Genomic DNA, 16,076 nt, shown 5'->3' on the forward strand with positions numbered 1-16,076 from the left:
ATGGTGGGTCGTGCAGGATTCGAACCTGCGACCAATTGATTAAAAGTCAACTGCTCTACCAACTGAGCTAACGACCCACTTTTGTGCTGCTGGATGCTATTTACATATCCCCCGGCAACGGCGGCATATATTACTGATTTGAATTTCCAGCGCAACCACTATTTCAACACATTACGTTCAACTGCTTAGCTTTCACGCGTTAAGACCAGAATTCAGGCGTATTCTGGTCAAGTCGCGCCAGTTAAAGAGCTGCGGAACGTTTTTGCGCCTGCTTTGCCGCTTCACTGTTTGGATAAAGTTTTATGACCTGCTGGTATACGGCTTTGGCTTTTGCCTTATCGCCCTTTTCCTGCATGATCACCCCAACCTTAAACAGCGCATCTGCGCTTTTTGGCGACTTAGGGTAATTTTTGACAACGGTGGCGAAATAGTAGGCCGCATCGTCTTTTTTGCCTTTGTTGTAATTCAACTGCCCAAGCCAGTAGTTGGCGTTAGGTTGATAAGTTGAATCCGGATACTTTTTCACAAAGGCCTGAAAGGCTGCGATAGCCTGATCGTACTGTTTCTTTTCCAGTACCAGCGCAACCGCTACGTTGTAGTCGGTATTCGCATCGCCGCTTTGCGTTGGTGCGGCCGATGGGGCCGCCGCCGTTGCATTGCCTGCCGCACTGCCGGTTGCAGCCGCCGCTCCGGCTGCTGCATCTCCCGCACCGCTGGCCTGCGCACCGGCACCGCCGCTGCTCAGAGTGTCGATCTGCTGAAGGATACTTTTCTGTCGCTCAACAACCTGGTTCAGCTGATAGCTGTTTTCCTGGATCTGGCCGCGCAAAGAATCGATATCGTTTTGCGTGTCGGAAAGCTGCTGCTGAAGCTGCTGGAGGAGTTGTGCTTGAGCATTAGAAATACGCTCAAGAGTGGTGACGCGGTCTTCGACCGAGCCTGAGCCAACGCTACTGATTGTTGCCTGGGCAATAGCGGCCCAGGGGGCCGCTATGCCAATCAGTAACGACAGACTCAATAGTTGAGCTCTGAAGCTACTAATCATGTCAGTCTCTTAGTAAACCAGTACGGCACGACGGTTTTTAGCATAAGCTGCTTCGTCGTGGCCCAGTACAGCTGGCTTCTCTTTACCGTAAGAAACGATAGAGATCTGGTCAGCAGAAACGCCTTTACCCTGCAGGTACATCTTAACCGCGTTAGCACGACGCTCGCCCAGTGCGATGTTGTACTCAGGAGTACCGCGCTCATCCGCGTGGCCTTCAACAGTCACTTTGTAAGACGGGTTGCTACGCAGGAAGTTAGCGTGCGCATCCAGCATCTGAGCGAATTCAGACTGGATGTCATACTTGTCCAGACCGAAGTAAACGATGTTGTTCTGCTGCAGCTGCTGCATCTGCAGACGCGCCTGCTCGTCAGAAGACATGTTGCCGCCGTTGTTGTAGCCGCTGTTAGAACCGTCCAGACCTGCATTGGTCTGGTCGTTGTTGTTGTTCTTGTGTGAGCTACAAGCCGCTACTGCGATTACTGGCAGTGCCAGCATTAAGCCTTTCAGCACTTTGTTCAGTTGCATTTTTGATTCCTAATTATTGTTTGTCATACATATTTATATGCATTACAGATACGGCGACCAGGCAGGAAACTTGACCTGTCCATCAGTTGCCGGAAGACGCGCTTTGAAACGCCCATCCGTCGAAACCAACTGCAATACGGAACCCATACCCTGAGTTGAGCTGTAGATTACCATTGTGCCGTTAGGTGCGAGACTTGGCGTCTCATCCAGGAACGTGTCCGTTAATTGTTGAACGGCTCCCGTTACCAGATCTTGTCGAGCGACGTGTTGAGCGCCGCCGTTGGTGCTGATCATCACCATTGATTTGCCATCAGCGCTCACGTCCGCATCCTGGTTCTGTGAACCTTCCCAGGTAATACGCTGCGGTGTACCGCCGCTTGCACTGACTTTATAGATTTGCGGACGTCCGGCCTGGTCAGAGGTATACGCCAGGCTCTGACTGTCCGGGAACCAGGTCGGTTCGGTGCTGTTATAGCGACCGTCGGTTACCTGGCGGATCTGGCCGGAGCCAATATCCATCACGTACAGGTTCAGGCTGCCGGTTTTGGACAGAGCGAAGGCCAGCTTGCTACCGTCCGGGGAGAATGCCGGCGCGCCGTTGTGACGTGGGAACGAAGCAACCTGACGGATAGCACCGTTAGCCAGCGTCTGGATCACCAGCGCTGATTTACCGCTCTCAAAGGTCACATAGGCCACTTTGCTACCGTCCGGAGACCAGGCTGGTGACATCAGCGGCTGCGGTGAACGGTGAACAACAAACTGGTTGTAGCCATCGTAGTCAGATACGCGCAGCTCATAAGGGAACTGGCCGCCGTTAGTGGTCACCACATAAGCGATGCGGGTACGGAACGCACCTTTAATACCGGTCAGCTTCTCGAAGCTCTCGTCACTGGCGGTATGCGCCGCATAGCGCAGCCACTGCCTGGTGACTTTGAACTGGTTCTGCGCCAGTACGGCACCCGGGTTGCCAGAAGTATCTACCAGCTGGTAGGACACCAGATAGCTGCCGTCTGCACCCGGCTGCACCTGACCCACAACTACCGCATCAATGCCCAGCGCAGTCCATGCAGCAGGCTGCACTTCAGCGGCAGAGGTTGGCTGCTGCGGTAAGCGTGAACGGTCAAGCGGGTTGAATTTGCCGCTGTTACGCAAGTCGGCAGCAACGATGCCACCAATGTCTTCCGGGGCAGCGCCTGGGCCATCCCACTTAAACGGTACCACGCCGATAGGACGCGCGGTGTTCACACCCTGAGTAATTTCAATACGTACTTCTGCATGCGCCACGGCGACAAACAGCAGTAGAAAACTCAGCGCTACACGAAATGCCTGCTTCATTATTTCTCCCTTATCCGGACATGACGCCCACGATAATTAGCCTTGTATCAACAAACCTAAGAGTACGGCATGCTTAACATAGTTCAACATGCCGCTGGTTACCGCATTCTTACGGTTTAAATTCCAAAGTGGCGTTTTTCACTGCCTGCCAGACTTCCGGGCTAGGTGGTTTCGGAATTCTTGCCGAGTTAGCCGCATTTATCGCAGCCTGACAAAGGGCAGGATCGCCATCCAGTGCTGCCGGACCAAACAGCGTGCCGTCTTCAGCAAGTTTAATTCGTATTTCACATTTTTTACCGGCGAAAGTATCCGCATCATAAAACTTGCTCTGAATCGCCGCTTTCACCTGACCCAGATAGCTATCTATCGCTGCACCAGAGGCACCGGATTTCTTCTGCGTGCCCTGCCCTGCAGCACCGCCACCGCCGGCAGCCTTACCTGATTTCGGCGCATTCTTACCGGAGGAGAGATCCCCAAGCAGGTCACCTACGTCATCGGCATCTTTCGCTGCCTCGGCTGCCGCTTTCTTCTTGGCTGCGGCATCGGCTTTGGCTTTTGCCGCGGCGTCAGCTTTGGCTTTCGCGGCCGCATCGGCTTTTTCCTTCGCTTCAGCGGCGGCTTTCTCTTTGGCTTCCGCTGCGGCTTTTTCTTTCGCATCTGCTGCGGCCTGCGCCCTGGCTTCCGCTGCTGCAGCTTTCGCATCCGCGGCAGCTTTCACTTTAGCCGCTTCAGCAGCGGCCTGCTTAGCCTGCTCTTCCGCTTTTTTCTTCGCGTCAGCAGCAGCCTTTTTGATCTCTTCTTCGGCTTTTTTCTTGGCATCCGCTGCGGCCTTAGCCTGTGCGTCGGCCTTGGCTTTCGCCTGGGCATCTGCTTTCGCCTTAGCCTGCGCGTCCGCTTCGGCTTTCGCTTCAGCCTTCGCTTTTGCTGCTGCCGCTTCGGCCTGTTTCTGTTCCTGCTGCGCCTGTTTGGCTGCGGCTTCCGCCTGTTTTTGCTCGGCGGCCTGCTGCTTAGCGTCTTCCTGCGCCTGGAGGCGTTCTTTTTCCAGCTGCTTCAACCGCTGCTGTTCGGCAGCCTGCTTCTGCTGCAGCTCTTCGGCCTGCTGTTTCGCCTGCTTCTGACGCTGCTGCTCGGCGCGCTTGCTGTCGCTCTGCTGATTTTGCTGGCGATTGTACTGTTCGACGACAGCGCCAGGATCGACCATCACCGCGTCGATATCGCTTCCGCCACCGCCGCCGCTGGCGTCGATATTTTCGTCAAACGAGCTCCATACGAGTACCGCAATCAAAATGATATGCAGCACCACGGAAATGGTTATGGCTCGTTTTAACTTATCGTCTTGCTCGGTTGCCTTCGACACTCTCGGTTCCCAAAAACGGTTCGGATGAATTAAATCGGCTGCGTCATCAGTCCGACAGACTTAACACCTGCCTGATGCAGCAAGTTCAGCGCCTTAATAATTTCGTCATAAGGCACTTCTTTAGCACCACCAATCAGGAACACGGTTTTCGGGTTCGCCGTAATACGGCTTCGCGCCTCGGCAACCACCTGTTCCGGCGGCAGCTGTTCCATCCGGTCGTGATCGACCACCAGGCTGTACTGTCCGACGCCCGCGACTTCGACAATCACTGGAGGATTATCGTCGCTGGAGACTGTTTTTGAATCGGTTGCGTCCGGCAGATCCACTTCCACGCTCTGGGTGATAATCGGTGCGGTAGCCATGAAAATCAGCAACAGCACCAACAGCACGTCCAGCAATGGAACAATATTGATTTCGGACTTCAGGTCGCGGCGACCGCGACCACGCTTTCTGGCCATAAAACCTCCGACTTACTTGCTTACGTCGCTGGAGAAAGCCTGACGATGCAGGATAGCCGTGAACTCTTCCATAAAGTTGTCGTAGTTCTGTTCCAGCTTATTCACTCGCTGGTTCAGGCGGTTATAGGCCATAACGGCAGGGATAGCCGCGAACAAACCGATCGCCGTGGCAATCAGTGCTTCAGCGATACCCGGAGCAACCATTTGCAGAGTCGCCTGTTTCACCGCACCCAGCGCGATAAAGGCATGCATGATCCCCCATACCGTACCAAACAGGCCGATATACGGACTGATTGAACCCACGGTGCCAAGGAAGGGAATGTGGTTTTCCAGCGCTTCAAGCTCACGATTCATCGAGATGCGCATGGCACGCGTCGCCCCTTCCACGACCGCTTCCGGCGCATGGTTATTGGCGCGATGCAAACGGGCAAATTCCTTAAAGCCCGCGTAGAAAATCTGCTCAGAACCGCCCAACTCATCGCGGCGTGCCTGACTTTCCTGATAAAGGCGAGACAGTTCGATACCCGACCAGAATTTGTCTTCAAACGCATCCGCATCGCGTGTCGCAGCATTGAGGATACGGGTACGCTGAATAATGACCGCCCAGGAAGCGATTGAAAACCCGATCAAAATCAACATGATAAGTTTGACCAGAAGGCTCGCCTTCAGGAACAAATCAAGAATGTTCATGTCAGTCACTGCTTGAACTCCGCGACAATAGACTTGGGAAGCGCTATAGGCTTCATTAGATGTGGGTTGATGCAGGCGATAAGGACTTCTGCTTCATTGAGCACACGGCCATCTGCATTAAGGATACGCTGGGCAAATGTCATGGTCGTTCTGCTCATGGCAATGACCTCGCTCTGCACGTCGAGCATATCGTCGAGGCGGGCAGCTGCAAGGTAATCGACCGTGATACGACGCACGACAAAAGCGATCTGTTGTTCCAGAAGCGCCTGCTGATTGAAATGGCGCTGACGCAGCATTTCAGTCCGTGCTCGTTCATAAAAAGCGACATAGCTGGCATGGTAAACCACACCACCGGCATCAGTATCTTCGTAATAGACGCGAACCGGCCATTGAAACAGCGTTGTACTCACTCTACATCCCGGTAATGCTTAAACGTTGGTACATGAAAACGTTGCTACTATACGCAAGAGATTACGCCTTTGGAATGGGTTGCCAGAGGGGAACGAAAATAATTATCAGCCGGTAACAACTTAGCTGATTTCAGCACATTTATCAGACAAAGATTGACACAAATGAAGCTAAAAAAAGATTTCTTAGCACTGAATCGTACAGAAGAATGAAGAGAGTGAAAGGGCCAGTCACCGCTGACCCCAGAGGCGTTTAAAAAAAGAAAAATGCCAGCCCGATGATAAGTACCACCAGAGCGGGGAGCGGGGAGAAGAATCCCTGCCAGCGGAGGCGGCGTGGGCGGAAGCCTACACCGTGAATAACCCCACTGCACACTGCCCACATCAGCACCAGTCCCTGCCAGATGGCAAGCTGGCTACTATTAGCAGCAAAGCGCGACGGGTCCCAAAACATACAGCCCGCCAGCAGCAGTGCTGCTATCAGCGAAAGGACCCGAAGCGGGCCCTTATCCATCAGCCGATAAAGATGAGCGATGCCCTGCCCCATTAATGTTTATCTTTCGCTGTTGCTTCCGCCTGCTCAAGAGCCAGCGCAGTGATCACACCGAAAGCGCAGGCCAGCAGAGTGCCAAGTATCCAGGCAAAATACCACATAGTGTCGCTCCTTCTTAGTAGAGAGAATGGCTGTTACTTTCAATCTGCTCTTTAGTCACACGACCGAACATTTTGTAGTAACACCAGATGGTGTAACACAGGACGGTTGGCACAAAGATAATGGCCACTACGGTCATCACCCTCAGCGTCAGAAGAGTTGACGTTGCATCCCACATGGTCAGGCTAACGTTTGGCACGGTCACTGAAGGCATAATGAACGGGAACATTGCCACGCCAGCCGTCAGAATAACGCAGGCCATCGTCAGAGAAGAGAAGACGAATGCCCAGGCACCTTTTTCCAGACGCGAGCAGAGAATCGTCAACAGTGGCAGCACCACGCCCAGCGCAGGAATAACCCACAGTATCGGAGCGCTGTTGAAGTTCCGCATCCAGGCACCCGCTTCATGGCTGACTTCTTTCAGTAACGGATTGGAAACGCCGTTATGGTCGATAGCGGAGGTCACTACATAGCCATCGATGCCGTAAACAACCCACACACCTGCCAGCAGGAAGCACACCATCATCACCAGTGCAGAAATCTGCGCGGTAACGCGGGAACGCAGATGCAGTTCACCCACGGTACGCATTTGCAGATAGGTTGCCCCCTGGGTCAGGAACATCGTCAGGCTGACAATACCTGCCACCAGGCCAAACGGATTCAGCAGCTGGAAGAAGTTGCCGGTGTAGAACAGGCGCAGATCGCTATCAATATGGAACGGTACACCCTGCAGCAGATTGCCGAATGCTACCCCAATCACCAGCGGCGGAACAAAGCTACCGATGAAAATGCCCCAGTCCCACATTCCGCGCCAGCGCATGTCTTCAATCTTCGAACGGTAATCAAAACCGACCGGACGGAAGAATAAGGACGCCAGTACCAGGATCATCGCCACGTAAAAACCGGAGAACGCTGCGGCATAGACCGTTGGCCAGGCAGCAAACAATGCACCACCAGCGGTAATCAGCCAGACCTGGTTGCCGTCCCAGTGTGGTGCAATACTGTTGATCATCACGCGGCGCTCGGTATCGGTTTTACCCAGAATACGCGACAGCATGCCCACGCCCATATCAAAGCCTTCGGTGACGGCAAACCCAATCAGCAGTACGCCGATCAGCACCCACCATACAAAACGCAATATCTCGTAAGAAAACATGTGAGAACTCCTGTCTTAGCGCGCCGGCTGCGAATGAGTACTGGACAGCTCGTAGTGATAGCGTCCGGTTTTCAGGCTACTCGGTCCAAGGCGGGCGAATTTAAACATCAGATACATTTCCGCGACCAGGAACAGGGTATACAGCCCGCAAATCAGACCCATCGAGAACAACAGGTCACCGGCTGTCAGCGATGAGTTTGCCACGGCCGTTGGCAGCACCTCGCCAATGGCCCACGGTTGACGACCGTACTCGGCAACAAACCAGCCGGATTCGATAGCAATCCACGGCAGTGGAATACCGTACAGAGCACATTTGAGCAACGTTTTACAGTTACCAATGCGGTTGCGAATCACTGACCAGAACGACAGACCAATAATCAGCAGCATCAACACGCCACAGCCAATCATGATACGGAAGGAGAAGTAGAGCGGTGCTACACGTGGAATCGAATCCTTAGTTGCCATCTCGATTTGTTCTTCGCTGGCATCAGTCACGTTCGGCGTATAGCGTTTCAGCAGCAGGCCATAACCAAGATCCTGTTTAGCGGCGTTGAAGGCTGTACGCACTGCCGGGTCCTGGTTACCGCTGCGCAGTTCCTGCAGCAGCTCATAGGCTTTCATCCCGTTACGGATACGCACTTCATGCTGGCCAAGCAGTTCTTTCAGACCGGTTACCGGTTTATCCACCGAACGGGTAGCAATCAGGCCCAGCGCCCAGGGGATCTGCACCGCATATTTATTTTCTTGCGTATCCTGATCGGGAATACCAAACAGGGTAAACGCAGCAGGAGCCGGCTGGGTTTCCCACTCGGCCTCAATCGCCGCCAGTTTGGTTTTCTGTACGTCACCAATTTCATAACCGGATTCATCACCCAGCACGATAACCGACAGAATAGCGGCCATACCGAAGCTGGCAGCAATAGCGAATGAGCGTTTAGCAAATGCCAGATCGCGACCGCGAAGCAAGTAGTAAGAACTGATACCGAGGATAAACATCGCGCCGCAGGTGTAACCCGCCGCGACGGTGTGAACGAATTTAACCTGAGCGACCGGGTTCAGTACCAGCTCAGAAAAGCTGACCATTTCCATACGCATGGTTTCGAAGTTAAATTCGGAAGCAATCGGATTCTGCATCCAGCCGTTGGCGACCAAAATCCACAGTGCAGAAAAGTTCGATCCCAGCGCAACCAGCCAGGTAACAGCCATATGCTGTACTTTGCCCAGACGATCCCAACCGAAGAAGAACAGGCCAACAAAGGTAGATTCGAGGAAGAACGCCATCAGGCCTTCGATGGCCAGCGGCGCACCGAAGATATCGCCTACGTAGTGAGAGTAATAGGACCAGTTGGTACCGAACTGGAACTCCATGGTGAGTCCTGTTGCGACGCCAAGAGCAAAGTTAATTCCAAATAACTTGCCCCAGAACTTGGTCATATCCTTATAGATTTGCTTGCCTGAAAGCACATATACCGTTTCCATTATTGCCAGCAGAAACGCCATACCCAGCGTTAATGGTACAAACAGGAAGTGATACATGGCAGTCAAGGCAAACTGTAACCGCGACAGTTCGACAATATCCAACATTTTGACTCCTTGCTCCGCTAATGGATCGTGGCAAAAAAATAATTGAGTAAATTACTCAGGTATATTTCGCTGACCCGAAAAAAATAATTATTCCTGGTATTGGTTTTAGACGCGTAACAGCGCGCCTCCCGCCAGGGTGATCTAAAAGTTAAAGACAGGTTAAAAAGCTCGGTAAGACTTGCACCAGCTATAATACGCCCCAATAGACTTATGTTTAAAGGGGTTTATCACTGCATTATTGTTTTTTATAACCAGATCAAATTTCAGCATCTGGCAGACCAGGACATCCGTTTGATATAGCGCAATTTATACCAAAATTGACAAATTCTTCCAGTTAAAAACTTGGTAAATAACTCGCGTTTTTTTGATCTAAAATAACATTAAGACTATTGGTAAATGGTAGCGAAGGCATGGTTGTTAATTATTTGTACCTTATATTTACTTAATAGTTAAAGATTAAGGTAATATAATGGGTATTTTAAGACATGACGAGAAATATTATATTAAATAATAAATAAGCCACTTTTGATGAACTGCTTAAAGCCTGGCAGAGGATCAAAAAAAAGGCCACCCAAAGGTGGCCAATATGTCGAGTATTTTTAACGTTATTTCTGTGGCAGAACGGCTTTAACCGCATCGCCGATGTCAGCCAGGCTACGTACGGTTTTAACACCGGCCGCTTCCAGAGCTGCAAATTTCTCGTCAGCCGTACCTTTACCACCAGCAATGATCGCACCGGCATGGCCCATACGCTTGCCCTTCGGCGCGGTAACACCAGCAATATAGCCGACAACCGGTTTAGTAACGTGTTCTTTGATGAACGCCGCGGCTTCTTCTTCAGCGCTGCCACCGATTTCGCCGATCATCACAATCGCTTCGGTCTGCGGATCGTCCTGGAACAGTTTCAGAATATCGATGAAGTTTGAACCTGGAATTGGGTCACCGCCGATACCGACACAGGTAGACTGGCCGTAGCCAATATCAGTGGTCTGCTTAACCGCTTCATACGTCAGCGTACCGGAACGGGAAACGATACCGATGCGGCCTGGCTGGTGAATGTGACCCGGCATGATGCCGATCTTACATTCGCCCGGAGTGATAACACCCGGACAGTTAGGGCCGATCATGCGCACACCGGCTTCGTCCAGTTTCACCTTAACGGTCAGCATATCCAGCGTCGGGATACCTTCGGTGATGGTGATGATCAGTTTGATACCGGCATCGATGGCTTCCAGGATGCCGTCTTTGCAGAACGGAGCCGGAACGTAGATAACAGATGCGGTTGCACCGGTTGCTTCTACAGCTTCACGCACGGTGTTAAATACCGGCAGACCCAGATGCTCGGTACCGCCTTTACCTGGCGTTACGCCGCCAACCAGCTGCGTACCATAGGCCAGCGCCTGCTCGGAGTGGAAGGTACCCTGACCACCGGTGAAGCCCTGGCAGATCACTTTGGTGTTTTTATCGATCAGAATTGACATTATTTACCCTCCGCTGCGGCAACAACGCGCTGCGCCGCGTCACTCAGGCTGGTTGCTGCAATAATATTCAGGCCGCTGTCTGCCAGTTTTTTGGCACCCAGTTCAGCATTGTTACCTTCCAGACGCACAACCACCGGTACGTTAACACCGACTTCTGCCACGGCACCGATGATACCGTCAGCAATCAGGTCACAGCGAACAATGCCGCCGAAGATGTTCACGAATACCGCTTTCACCGCGTCATCAGACAGAATGATTTTGAACGCTTCGGTCACGCGCTCTTTAGTTGCGCCGCCGCCAACGTCAAGGAAGTTAGCTGGCTGGCCACCGCTCAGTTTAACGATGTCCATGGTACCCATCGCCAGACCTGCGCCGTTAACCATACAGCCGATGTTGCCTTCCAGCGCAACGTAGTTCAGTTCCCACTGTGCTGCGTGTGCTTCACGGGAATCTTCCTGGCTTGGGTCACGCATTTCGCGCAGCTCAGGCTGACGGAACATCGCGTTGCCATCAGCAGTCAGTTTACCGTCCAGGCACACCAGATCGCCCTGCTTGGTAATCACCAGCGGGTTAATCTCAACCAGCGCCAGATCGCGCTCCAGGAACAGCGTTGCCAGGCCCATGAAGATTTTGGTGAACTGACCAATCTGCTTACCGGTCAGGCCAAGTTTAAAGGCCAGTTCGCGGCCCTGGAACGGCTGCGGGCCGGTCAGCGGATCGAGCGCCATTTTGTGGATCAGATGCGGGGTTTCTTCCGCTACTTTTTCAATTTCCACGCCGCCTTCGGTAGAGGCCATAAACACAACGCGACGCGTTGCACGGTCAACCACTGCACCCAGGTAAAGTTCCTGGTCGATGTCGGTCGCCGCTTCAACCAGAATCTGGTTTACCGGCTGGCCGTTAGCATCCGTCTGGTAAGTGACCAGGTTCTTACCCAACCAGTTTTCAGCGAAAGCACGAATGTCTTCCTTGCTGTTCACTACTTTCACACCGCCCGCTTTACCGCGGCCACCGGCATGAACCTGACATTTCACTACCCACGGACCGGCGCCAATTTTAGAGGCGGCTTCTTCTGCTTCACGTGGCGTGGTGCAGGCATAACCGGTTGGTGCCGGTAAGCCATACCGTGCAAACAACTGTTTTGCCTGATATTCGTGTAAGTTCATGATGTTCTATCCATTCAGGTCTGAAAAGACTTAGCCGTCAACAACGGCTACACATAGGATGGGTGCGGCACGAGGCCGCACGCCAGGGGTTTTAAACGTCCAGTAACAGACGGGCCGGATCTTCCAGCAGCTCTTTGATCGCCACCAGATAGCCGACGGATTCGCGGCCGTCGATCAGACGGTGATCGTAAGAGAGCGCCAGATACATCATTGGCTGAATCACAACCTGGCCATTGACCGCCATAGGGCGATCTTTAATGGCATGCATGCCAAGAATCGCGCTCTGTGGTGGGTTGATGATTGGCGTGGACATCAGTGAACCAAAGACGCCGCCGTTGGTAATAGTGAAGTTACCACCGGTCAGTTCATCTACGGTCAGCTTGCCGTCACGGCCTTTAATGGCCAGCTCTTTAATTTTCTTCTCGATGTCTGCCATGCTCAGGGCATCAACATCTTTCAGCACCGGAGTCACCAGACCGCGCGGCGTGGATACCGCAATGCTGACGTCGAAGTAGTTGTGGTAAACCACGTCTTCACCGTCGATTGAGGCGTTCACTTCCGGGTAACGTTTCAGCGCTTCTACTACGGCTTTGATGTAGAAGGACATAAAGCCCAGACGCACACCGTGGCGTTTTTCGAAGGCTTCACCGTACTGCTTACGCAGTGACATGATGGGCTGCATGTTCACTTCGTTGAAGGTGGTCAGCATAGCGGTACTGTTTTTCGCCTGCAGCAAACGTTCAGCAACACGCTTGCGAAGACGAGTCATCGGCACGCGTTTTTCACTGCGGTTGCCCAGCGAACTGGCCGGAGCAGCTTCAGCGGCTTTCGGAGCCGAAGCCTTAGCCAGATGCTTCTCAACATCTTCACGAGTCAGACGACCACCGACTCCGCTACCCTTGATTGCTGCGGCATCCAGATTGTGCTCAGCGATCAGGCGACGAATCGCCGGGCTCAGAGCATCGTTACTCTCTTCTTCCAGAGAAGCGCTCTGACGCTGTGCCGGAGTTGACTCTTTGCTGTCGGCTTTCGCTGACGTTTCTTTGCCCGCGCTATTGCCCTCTTTCAGGCGACCCAGCACCTGACGAGACGTTACGGTTGCGCCTTCATCTTCAACGATCGCTTCCAGTACGCCGTCTGCTGAAGCAGGAACTTCCAGGATCACTTTGTCAGTTTCGATCTCGACCAGCACTTCATCGCGCTGAACGCTGTCACCAGGTTTTTTATGCCAGGTTGCAACAGTCGCATCAGCAACGGATTCTGGCAGATCGGGAACAAGAATCTCTACACTACTCATTATTTTTCCTTAATTTATTCAACGTTCAGCGCGTCATCAACCAGATCTTGCTGCTGCTTCTGGTGAACGGACATATAGCCAACTGCCGGCGATGCAGATGCGGGACGACCGGCATAACGTAATGAAGCCCCAAACGGCACGACTTCGCGGAAATGATGCTGACTGCAGTACCATGCCCCCTGATTCAGAGGCTCTTCCTGACACCAGACAAAATCATGGACGTGGGCGTACTGCTGCAGAATATCCTGTACCGCTTTGTGCGGGAACGGATACAGCTGCTCGATACGTACTATAGCCACGTTGGTTTGCTCGTTTTTGCGGCGTTTTTCCAGCAGGTCGTAATAAACCTTACCGGAACACAGCACAACGCGCTTCACGCCCTGCGGATCGAGTTCATCGACTTCACCAATAGCCGGCTGGAAGCCGCCGTTAGCCAGTTCTTCCAGAGAGGATACCGCCAGCGGATGACGCAGCAATGACTTCGGTGACATCACCACCAGCGGACGGCGCATACCGCGCAGTGCCTGGCGACGCAGCATGTGATAAACCTGAGCCGGTGTAGACGGCACGCAAACCTGCATATTCTGCTCGGCGCAAAGTTGCAGATAACGCTCCAGACGCGCGGAGGAGTGCTCCGGTCCCTGACCTTCATAGCCGTGCGGCAGCAGCATCACCAGGCCACACATACGGCCCCACTTCTGCTCGCCGGAGCTGATGAACTGATCGATTACCACCTGAGCACCATTAGCGAAGTCGCCGAACTGTGCTTCCCAGATGGTCAGCGTACGTGGCTCAGCCGTGGCGTACCCGTATTCAAAGGCCAGTACCGCTTCTTCAGACAGCACGGAGTCCCAGACTTTGAAGGTACCTTGCCCATTGTGCACGTGCTGCAGCGGGGTATAGGTAGAACCGTTGGCCTGGTTGTGAATCACCGCATGGCGGTGGAAGAAGGTACCGCGGCCCATATCCTCACCGGACAGACGGCACGGGATACCTTCATCAACCAGTGTTGCATAGGCGAGGTTTTCCGCTGCGCCCCAGTCGAACAATTTATTACCCGCTGCCATTTCAGCGCGATCGTTATAAATTTTCGCCACGCGCGACTGCATTTCCACCGCTTCCGGCACCGTACTGATGCGCTTGGCCAGTTCCTGCAGGCGCTTCAGTTCGGTAGTTTCCGGATATTTCTCGTCCCACTCGTGGTTGAGATAAGGAGACCACGTGAAGGAGTGCAGGCTCATCGGACGCCATTCAGGCACCACGCATTCACCGGCATCAAGAGCATCACGGTACAGATTGACCATTTCCGTGGCATCTTCCAGGCTGGCGACCTTCTCGGCTTCCAGCTTGTCAGCATAGAGTTTACGCGGCGTGGGGTGTTTCTTGATTTTCTGGTACATCACCGGCTGAGTCGCGCTTGGCTCATCAGCTTCGTTATGGCCGTGACGGCGATAGCAAACCAGATCGATAAAGACGTCGCGTTTGAAGGTGTTACGGAAATCCAACGCCAGACGAGTGACAAAGGCAACGGCTTCCGGATCGTCCGCGTTTACGTGGAAAATCGGCGCCAGCACCATTTTACCAATATCGGTACAGTACTGAGTCGAACGGGCATCTTTCGGGTTTGAGGTGGTGAAACCAATCTGATTGTTGATCACGATACGTACGGTACCGCCCACTTCGTAACCACGAGCCTGCGACATGTTCAGGGTTTCCTGCACCACGCCCTGCCCGGTGACGGCTGCATCACCGTGAATAGTAATCGGCAATACTTTATTGCTGCTTGGCTCATCGAGACGATCGAGCCGCGCGCGAACCGAGCCCATAACTACCGGGCTGACGATTTCGAGATGCGATGGGTTAAAGGCCAGCGCCAGGTGCACGCTGCCACCCTCTGTTTCAACATCAGAGGAGAAGCCCATATGATACTTAACATCACCGGTGCCCAGATGTTCTTTGTGCTTGCCGGAGAACTCGTCGAACAGTTCCTGCGGCCTTTTGCCCAGCACGTTGATCAGCACGTTAAGACGTCCGCGGTGCGCCATACCCAGCACCACTTCACGCGTGCCGCTCTTACCGGCATGACGGATCATCTCATTGAGCATTGGCACCAGTGCGTCACCGCCTTCCAGTGAGAAGCGTTTAGCACCGGGGAATTTCGCCCCCAGATAGCGCTCCAGACCTTCTGCTGCGGTCAGCTGCTTGAGGAAGCCTTTCTTCTCTTCTGGTGAGAACGAAGCGCGCCCCATCACCGACTCAAGACGCTGCTGAATCCAGCGCTTCTCATCGGTATTGGTGATATGCATATACTCAGCACCGATTGAACCGCAGTAGGTTTGCTTCAGTGCTGCATACAGGTCGGCAAGCTTCATGGTGTCTTTGCCGATGGCAAAAGAACCGACGTTGAAGCTTTCCTGGAAATCGGCCTCACTTAATCCATGATACGCAGGATCAAGATCCGGAACCGTCTCCAGCTTCCATAGCCCTAACGGATCGAGGTTGGCATGCTGATGTCCGCGGAAGCGGAAAGTGTTAATCAGCTGGAGAACCTTGACCTGTTTGGCGTTGGTTTCAGGATCGCTAACGGAGGCGGTGTAACGCGATGCGTCTTTCGCCAGACGGCGGAAGTACTCGCGAGTGGAGGAATGAAATTGCTCAGGTTTAACCCCAGTACCGGGAAGCTGCTGGAAAAGAGACTTCCATGCATCATCGACAGAGTCAGGATCGGTTAAAAAGTCCTCATAGAGTTGCTCTATGTAGGACTGGTTCGCGCCGGCCAGCCAGGAGGAGTCCAGCCAGGGTTTCATCGCGCTGTTCTGCATTGTGATCCCTTAAGCATTTTTTGCTTTTTTTCGCCGTGGTTGTTTAATGGAACCTTTGCAAGTTCCGCGCCGCGTAAACGGCTTACCGAAATACGGTTCTT

General features: G+C 53.2%; 15 protein-coding genes and 1 tRNA gene. All 16 read right to left on the reverse strand.

The window, feature by feature from the left end; genetic code table 11:
- Nucleotide 1: 1 nt before the first annotated feature.
- Nucleotides 2-77, reverse strand: a tRNA-Lys gene (locus AC07U6_RS10305).
- 164 nt (nucleotides 78-241) lie between these two features.
- Complete coding sequence (cpoB, locus tag AC07U6_RS10310) at nucleotides 242-1,045, reverse strand: cell division protein CpoB (protein WP_494762034.1); 804 nt, start codon at nucleotides 1,043-1,045, stop codon at nucleotides 242-244.
- 9 nt (nucleotides 1,046-1,054) lie between these two features.
- Nucleotides 1,055-1,570, reverse strand: a complete 516-nt coding sequence (gene pal, locus AC07U6_RS10315; RefSeq protein ID WP_105591097.1) for a peptidoglycan-associated lipoprotein Pal — start codon at nucleotides 1,568-1,570, stop codon at nucleotides 1,055-1,057.
- Nucleotides 1,571-1,612: 42 nt separating this feature from the next.
- A complete protein-coding gene (gene tolB, locus AC07U6_RS10320; RefSeq protein WP_494762033.1) occupies nucleotides 1,613-2,905 on the reverse strand; it encodes a Tol-Pal system beta propeller repeat protein TolB in 1,293 nt (430 codons plus the stop codon).
- Nucleotides 2,906-3,014: 109 nt separating this feature from the next.
- On the reverse strand, nucleotides 3,015-4,262 hold the full coding sequence (gene tolA, locus AC07U6_RS10325) for a cell envelope integrity protein TolA (protein ID WP_494762032.1): 1,248 nt from the start codon (nucleotides 4,260-4,262) through the stop codon (nucleotides 3,015-3,017).
- Between the two features lie 29 nt (nucleotides 4,263-4,291).
- Entirely contained in the window at nucleotides 4,292-4,720 is a 429-nt protein-coding gene (tolR, locus tag AC07U6_RS10330) for a colicin uptake protein TolR (RefSeq protein WP_314418127.1), read from the reverse strand.
- Between the two features lie 12 nt (nucleotides 4,721-4,732).
- Nucleotides 4,733-5,410: a Tol-Pal system protein TolQ gene (tolQ, locus tag AC07U6_RS10335; RefSeq protein WP_205065627.1), complete on the reverse strand. Its 678-nt coding sequence runs from the start codon at nucleotides 5,408-5,410 to the stop codon at nucleotides 4,733-4,735.
- 5 nt (nucleotides 5,411-5,415) lie between these two features.
- Entirely contained in the window at nucleotides 5,416-5,820 is a 405-nt protein-coding gene (gene ybgC, locus AC07U6_RS10340) for a tol-pal system-associated acyl-CoA thioesterase (protein WP_494762031.1), read from the reverse strand.
- Nucleotides 5,821-6,070: 250 nt separating this feature from the next.
- On the reverse strand, nucleotides 6,071-6,364 hold the full coding sequence (gene ybgE, locus AC07U6_RS10345) for a cyd operon protein YbgE (RefSeq protein ID WP_494762030.1): 294 nt from the start codon (nucleotides 6,362-6,364) through the stop codon (nucleotides 6,071-6,073).
- On the reverse strand, nucleotides 6,364-6,471 hold the full coding sequence (cydX, locus tag AC07U6_RS10350) for a cytochrome bd-I oxidase subunit CydX (protein ID WP_105591090.1): 108 nt from the start codon (nucleotides 6,469-6,471) through the stop codon (nucleotides 6,364-6,366). The genes ybgE and cydX overlap by 1 nt, the downstream gene beginning before the upstream one ends.
- Nucleotides 6,472-6,485: 14 nt before the next feature.
- Nucleotides 6,486-7,625 carry a cytochrome d ubiquinol oxidase subunit II gene (gene cydB, locus AC07U6_RS10355; RefSeq protein ID WP_494762029.1) on the reverse strand — a complete coding sequence of 380 codons (1,140 nt, stop codon included), beginning with the start codon at nucleotides 7,623-7,625 and terminating at the stop codon, nucleotides 6,486-6,488.
- A 15-nt stretch (nucleotides 7,626-7,640) separates the two neighbouring features.
- Nucleotides 7,641-9,209, reverse strand: a complete 1,569-nt coding sequence (gene cydA / locus AC07U6_RS10360) for a cytochrome ubiquinol oxidase subunit I (protein WP_494762028.1) — start codon at nucleotides 9,207-9,209, stop codon at nucleotides 7,641-7,643.
- Nucleotides 9,210-9,814: 605 nt separating this feature from the next.
- On the reverse strand, nucleotides 9,815-10,690 hold the full coding sequence (gene sucD / locus AC07U6_RS10365) for a succinate--CoA ligase subunit alpha (protein ID WP_105591087.1): 876 nt from the start codon (nucleotides 10,688-10,690) through the stop codon (nucleotides 9,815-9,817).
- The gene (gene sucC / locus AC07U6_RS10370; protein WP_105591086.1) at nucleotides 10,690-11,856 is read right to left on the reverse strand and encodes an ADP-forming succinate--CoA ligase subunit beta; all 1,167 of its coding nucleotides are present in this window, start codon (nucleotides 11,854-11,856) and stop codon (nucleotides 10,690-10,692) included. Before sucC ends, sucD begins: the two co-directional genes overlap by 1 nt.
- Before the next feature lie 91 nt (nucleotides 11,857-11,947).
- Complete coding sequence (odhB, locus tag AC07U6_RS10375) at nucleotides 11,948-13,153, reverse strand: 2-oxoglutarate dehydrogenase complex dihydrolipoyllysine-residue succinyltransferase (RefSeq protein ID WP_494762027.1); 1,206 nt, start codon at nucleotides 13,151-13,153, stop codon at nucleotides 11,948-11,950.
- A 14-nt stretch (nucleotides 13,154-13,167) separates the two neighbouring features.
- The gene (gene sucA / locus AC07U6_RS10380; RefSeq protein WP_494762026.1) at nucleotides 13,168-15,975 is read right to left on the reverse strand and encodes a 2-oxoglutarate dehydrogenase E1 component; all 2,808 of its coding nucleotides are present in this window, start codon (nucleotides 15,973-15,975) and stop codon (nucleotides 13,168-13,170) included.
- Between the last annotated feature and the right edge of the window lie 101 nt (nucleotides 15,976-16,076).

This window comes from Erwinia sp. GW821-FHT03D09 (assembly GCF_059420805.1).

What these genes read in the sequence shown, in the direction of transcription:
- cpoB (WP_494762034.1), bottom strand. Translation starts at nt 1,045, where the DNA reads ATGATTAGTAGCTTCAGAGCTCAACTATTGAGTCTGTCGTTACTGATT.
- pal (WP_105591097.1), bottom strand. Translation starts at nt 1,570, where the DNA reads ATGCAACTGAACAAAGTGCTGAAAGGCTTAATGCTGGCACTGCCAGTA.
- tolB (WP_494762033.1), bottom strand. Translation starts at nt 2,905, where the DNA reads ATGAAGCAGGCATTTCGTGTAGCGCTGAGTTTTCTACTGCTGTTTGTC.
- tolR (WP_314418127.1), bottom strand. Translation starts at nt 4,720, where the DNA reads ATGGCCAGAAAGCGTGGTCGCGGTCGCCGCGACCTGAAGTCCGAAATC.
- tolQ (WP_205065627.1), bottom strand. Translation starts at nt 5,410, where the DNA reads ATGAACATTCTTGATTTGTTCCTGAAGGCGAGCCTTCTGGTCAAACTT.
- ybgE (WP_494762030.1), bottom strand. Translation starts at nt 6,364, where the DNA reads ATGGGGCAGGGCATCGCTCATCTTTATCGGCTGATGGATAAGGGCCCG.
- cydX (WP_105591090.1), bottom strand. Translation starts at nt 6,471, where the DNA reads ATGTGGTATTTTGCCTGGATACTTGGCACTCTGCTGGCCTGCGCTTTC.
- cydB (WP_494762029.1), bottom strand. Translation starts at nt 7,625, where the DNA reads ATGTTTTCTTACGAGATATTGCGTTTTGTATGGTGGGTGCTGATCGGC.
- cydA (WP_494762028.1), bottom strand. Translation starts at nt 9,209, where the DNA reads ATGTTGGATATTGTCGAACTGTCGCGGTTACAGTTTGCCTTGACTGCC.
- sucD (WP_105591087.1), bottom strand. Translation starts at nt 10,690, where the DNA reads ATGTCAATTCTGATCGATAAAAACACCAAAGTGATCTGCCAGGGCTTC.
- sucC (WP_105591086.1), bottom strand. Translation starts at nt 11,856, where the DNA reads ATGAACTTACACGAATATCAGGCAAAACAGTTGTTTGCACGGTATGGC.
- odhB (WP_494762027.1), bottom strand. Translation starts at nt 13,153, where the DNA reads ATGAGTAGTGTAGAGATTCTTGTTCCCGATCTGCCAGAATCCGTTGCT.
- sucA (WP_494762026.1), bottom strand. Translation starts at nt 15,975, where the DNA reads ATGCAGAACAGCGCGATGAAACCCTGGCTGGACTCCTCCTGGCTGGCC.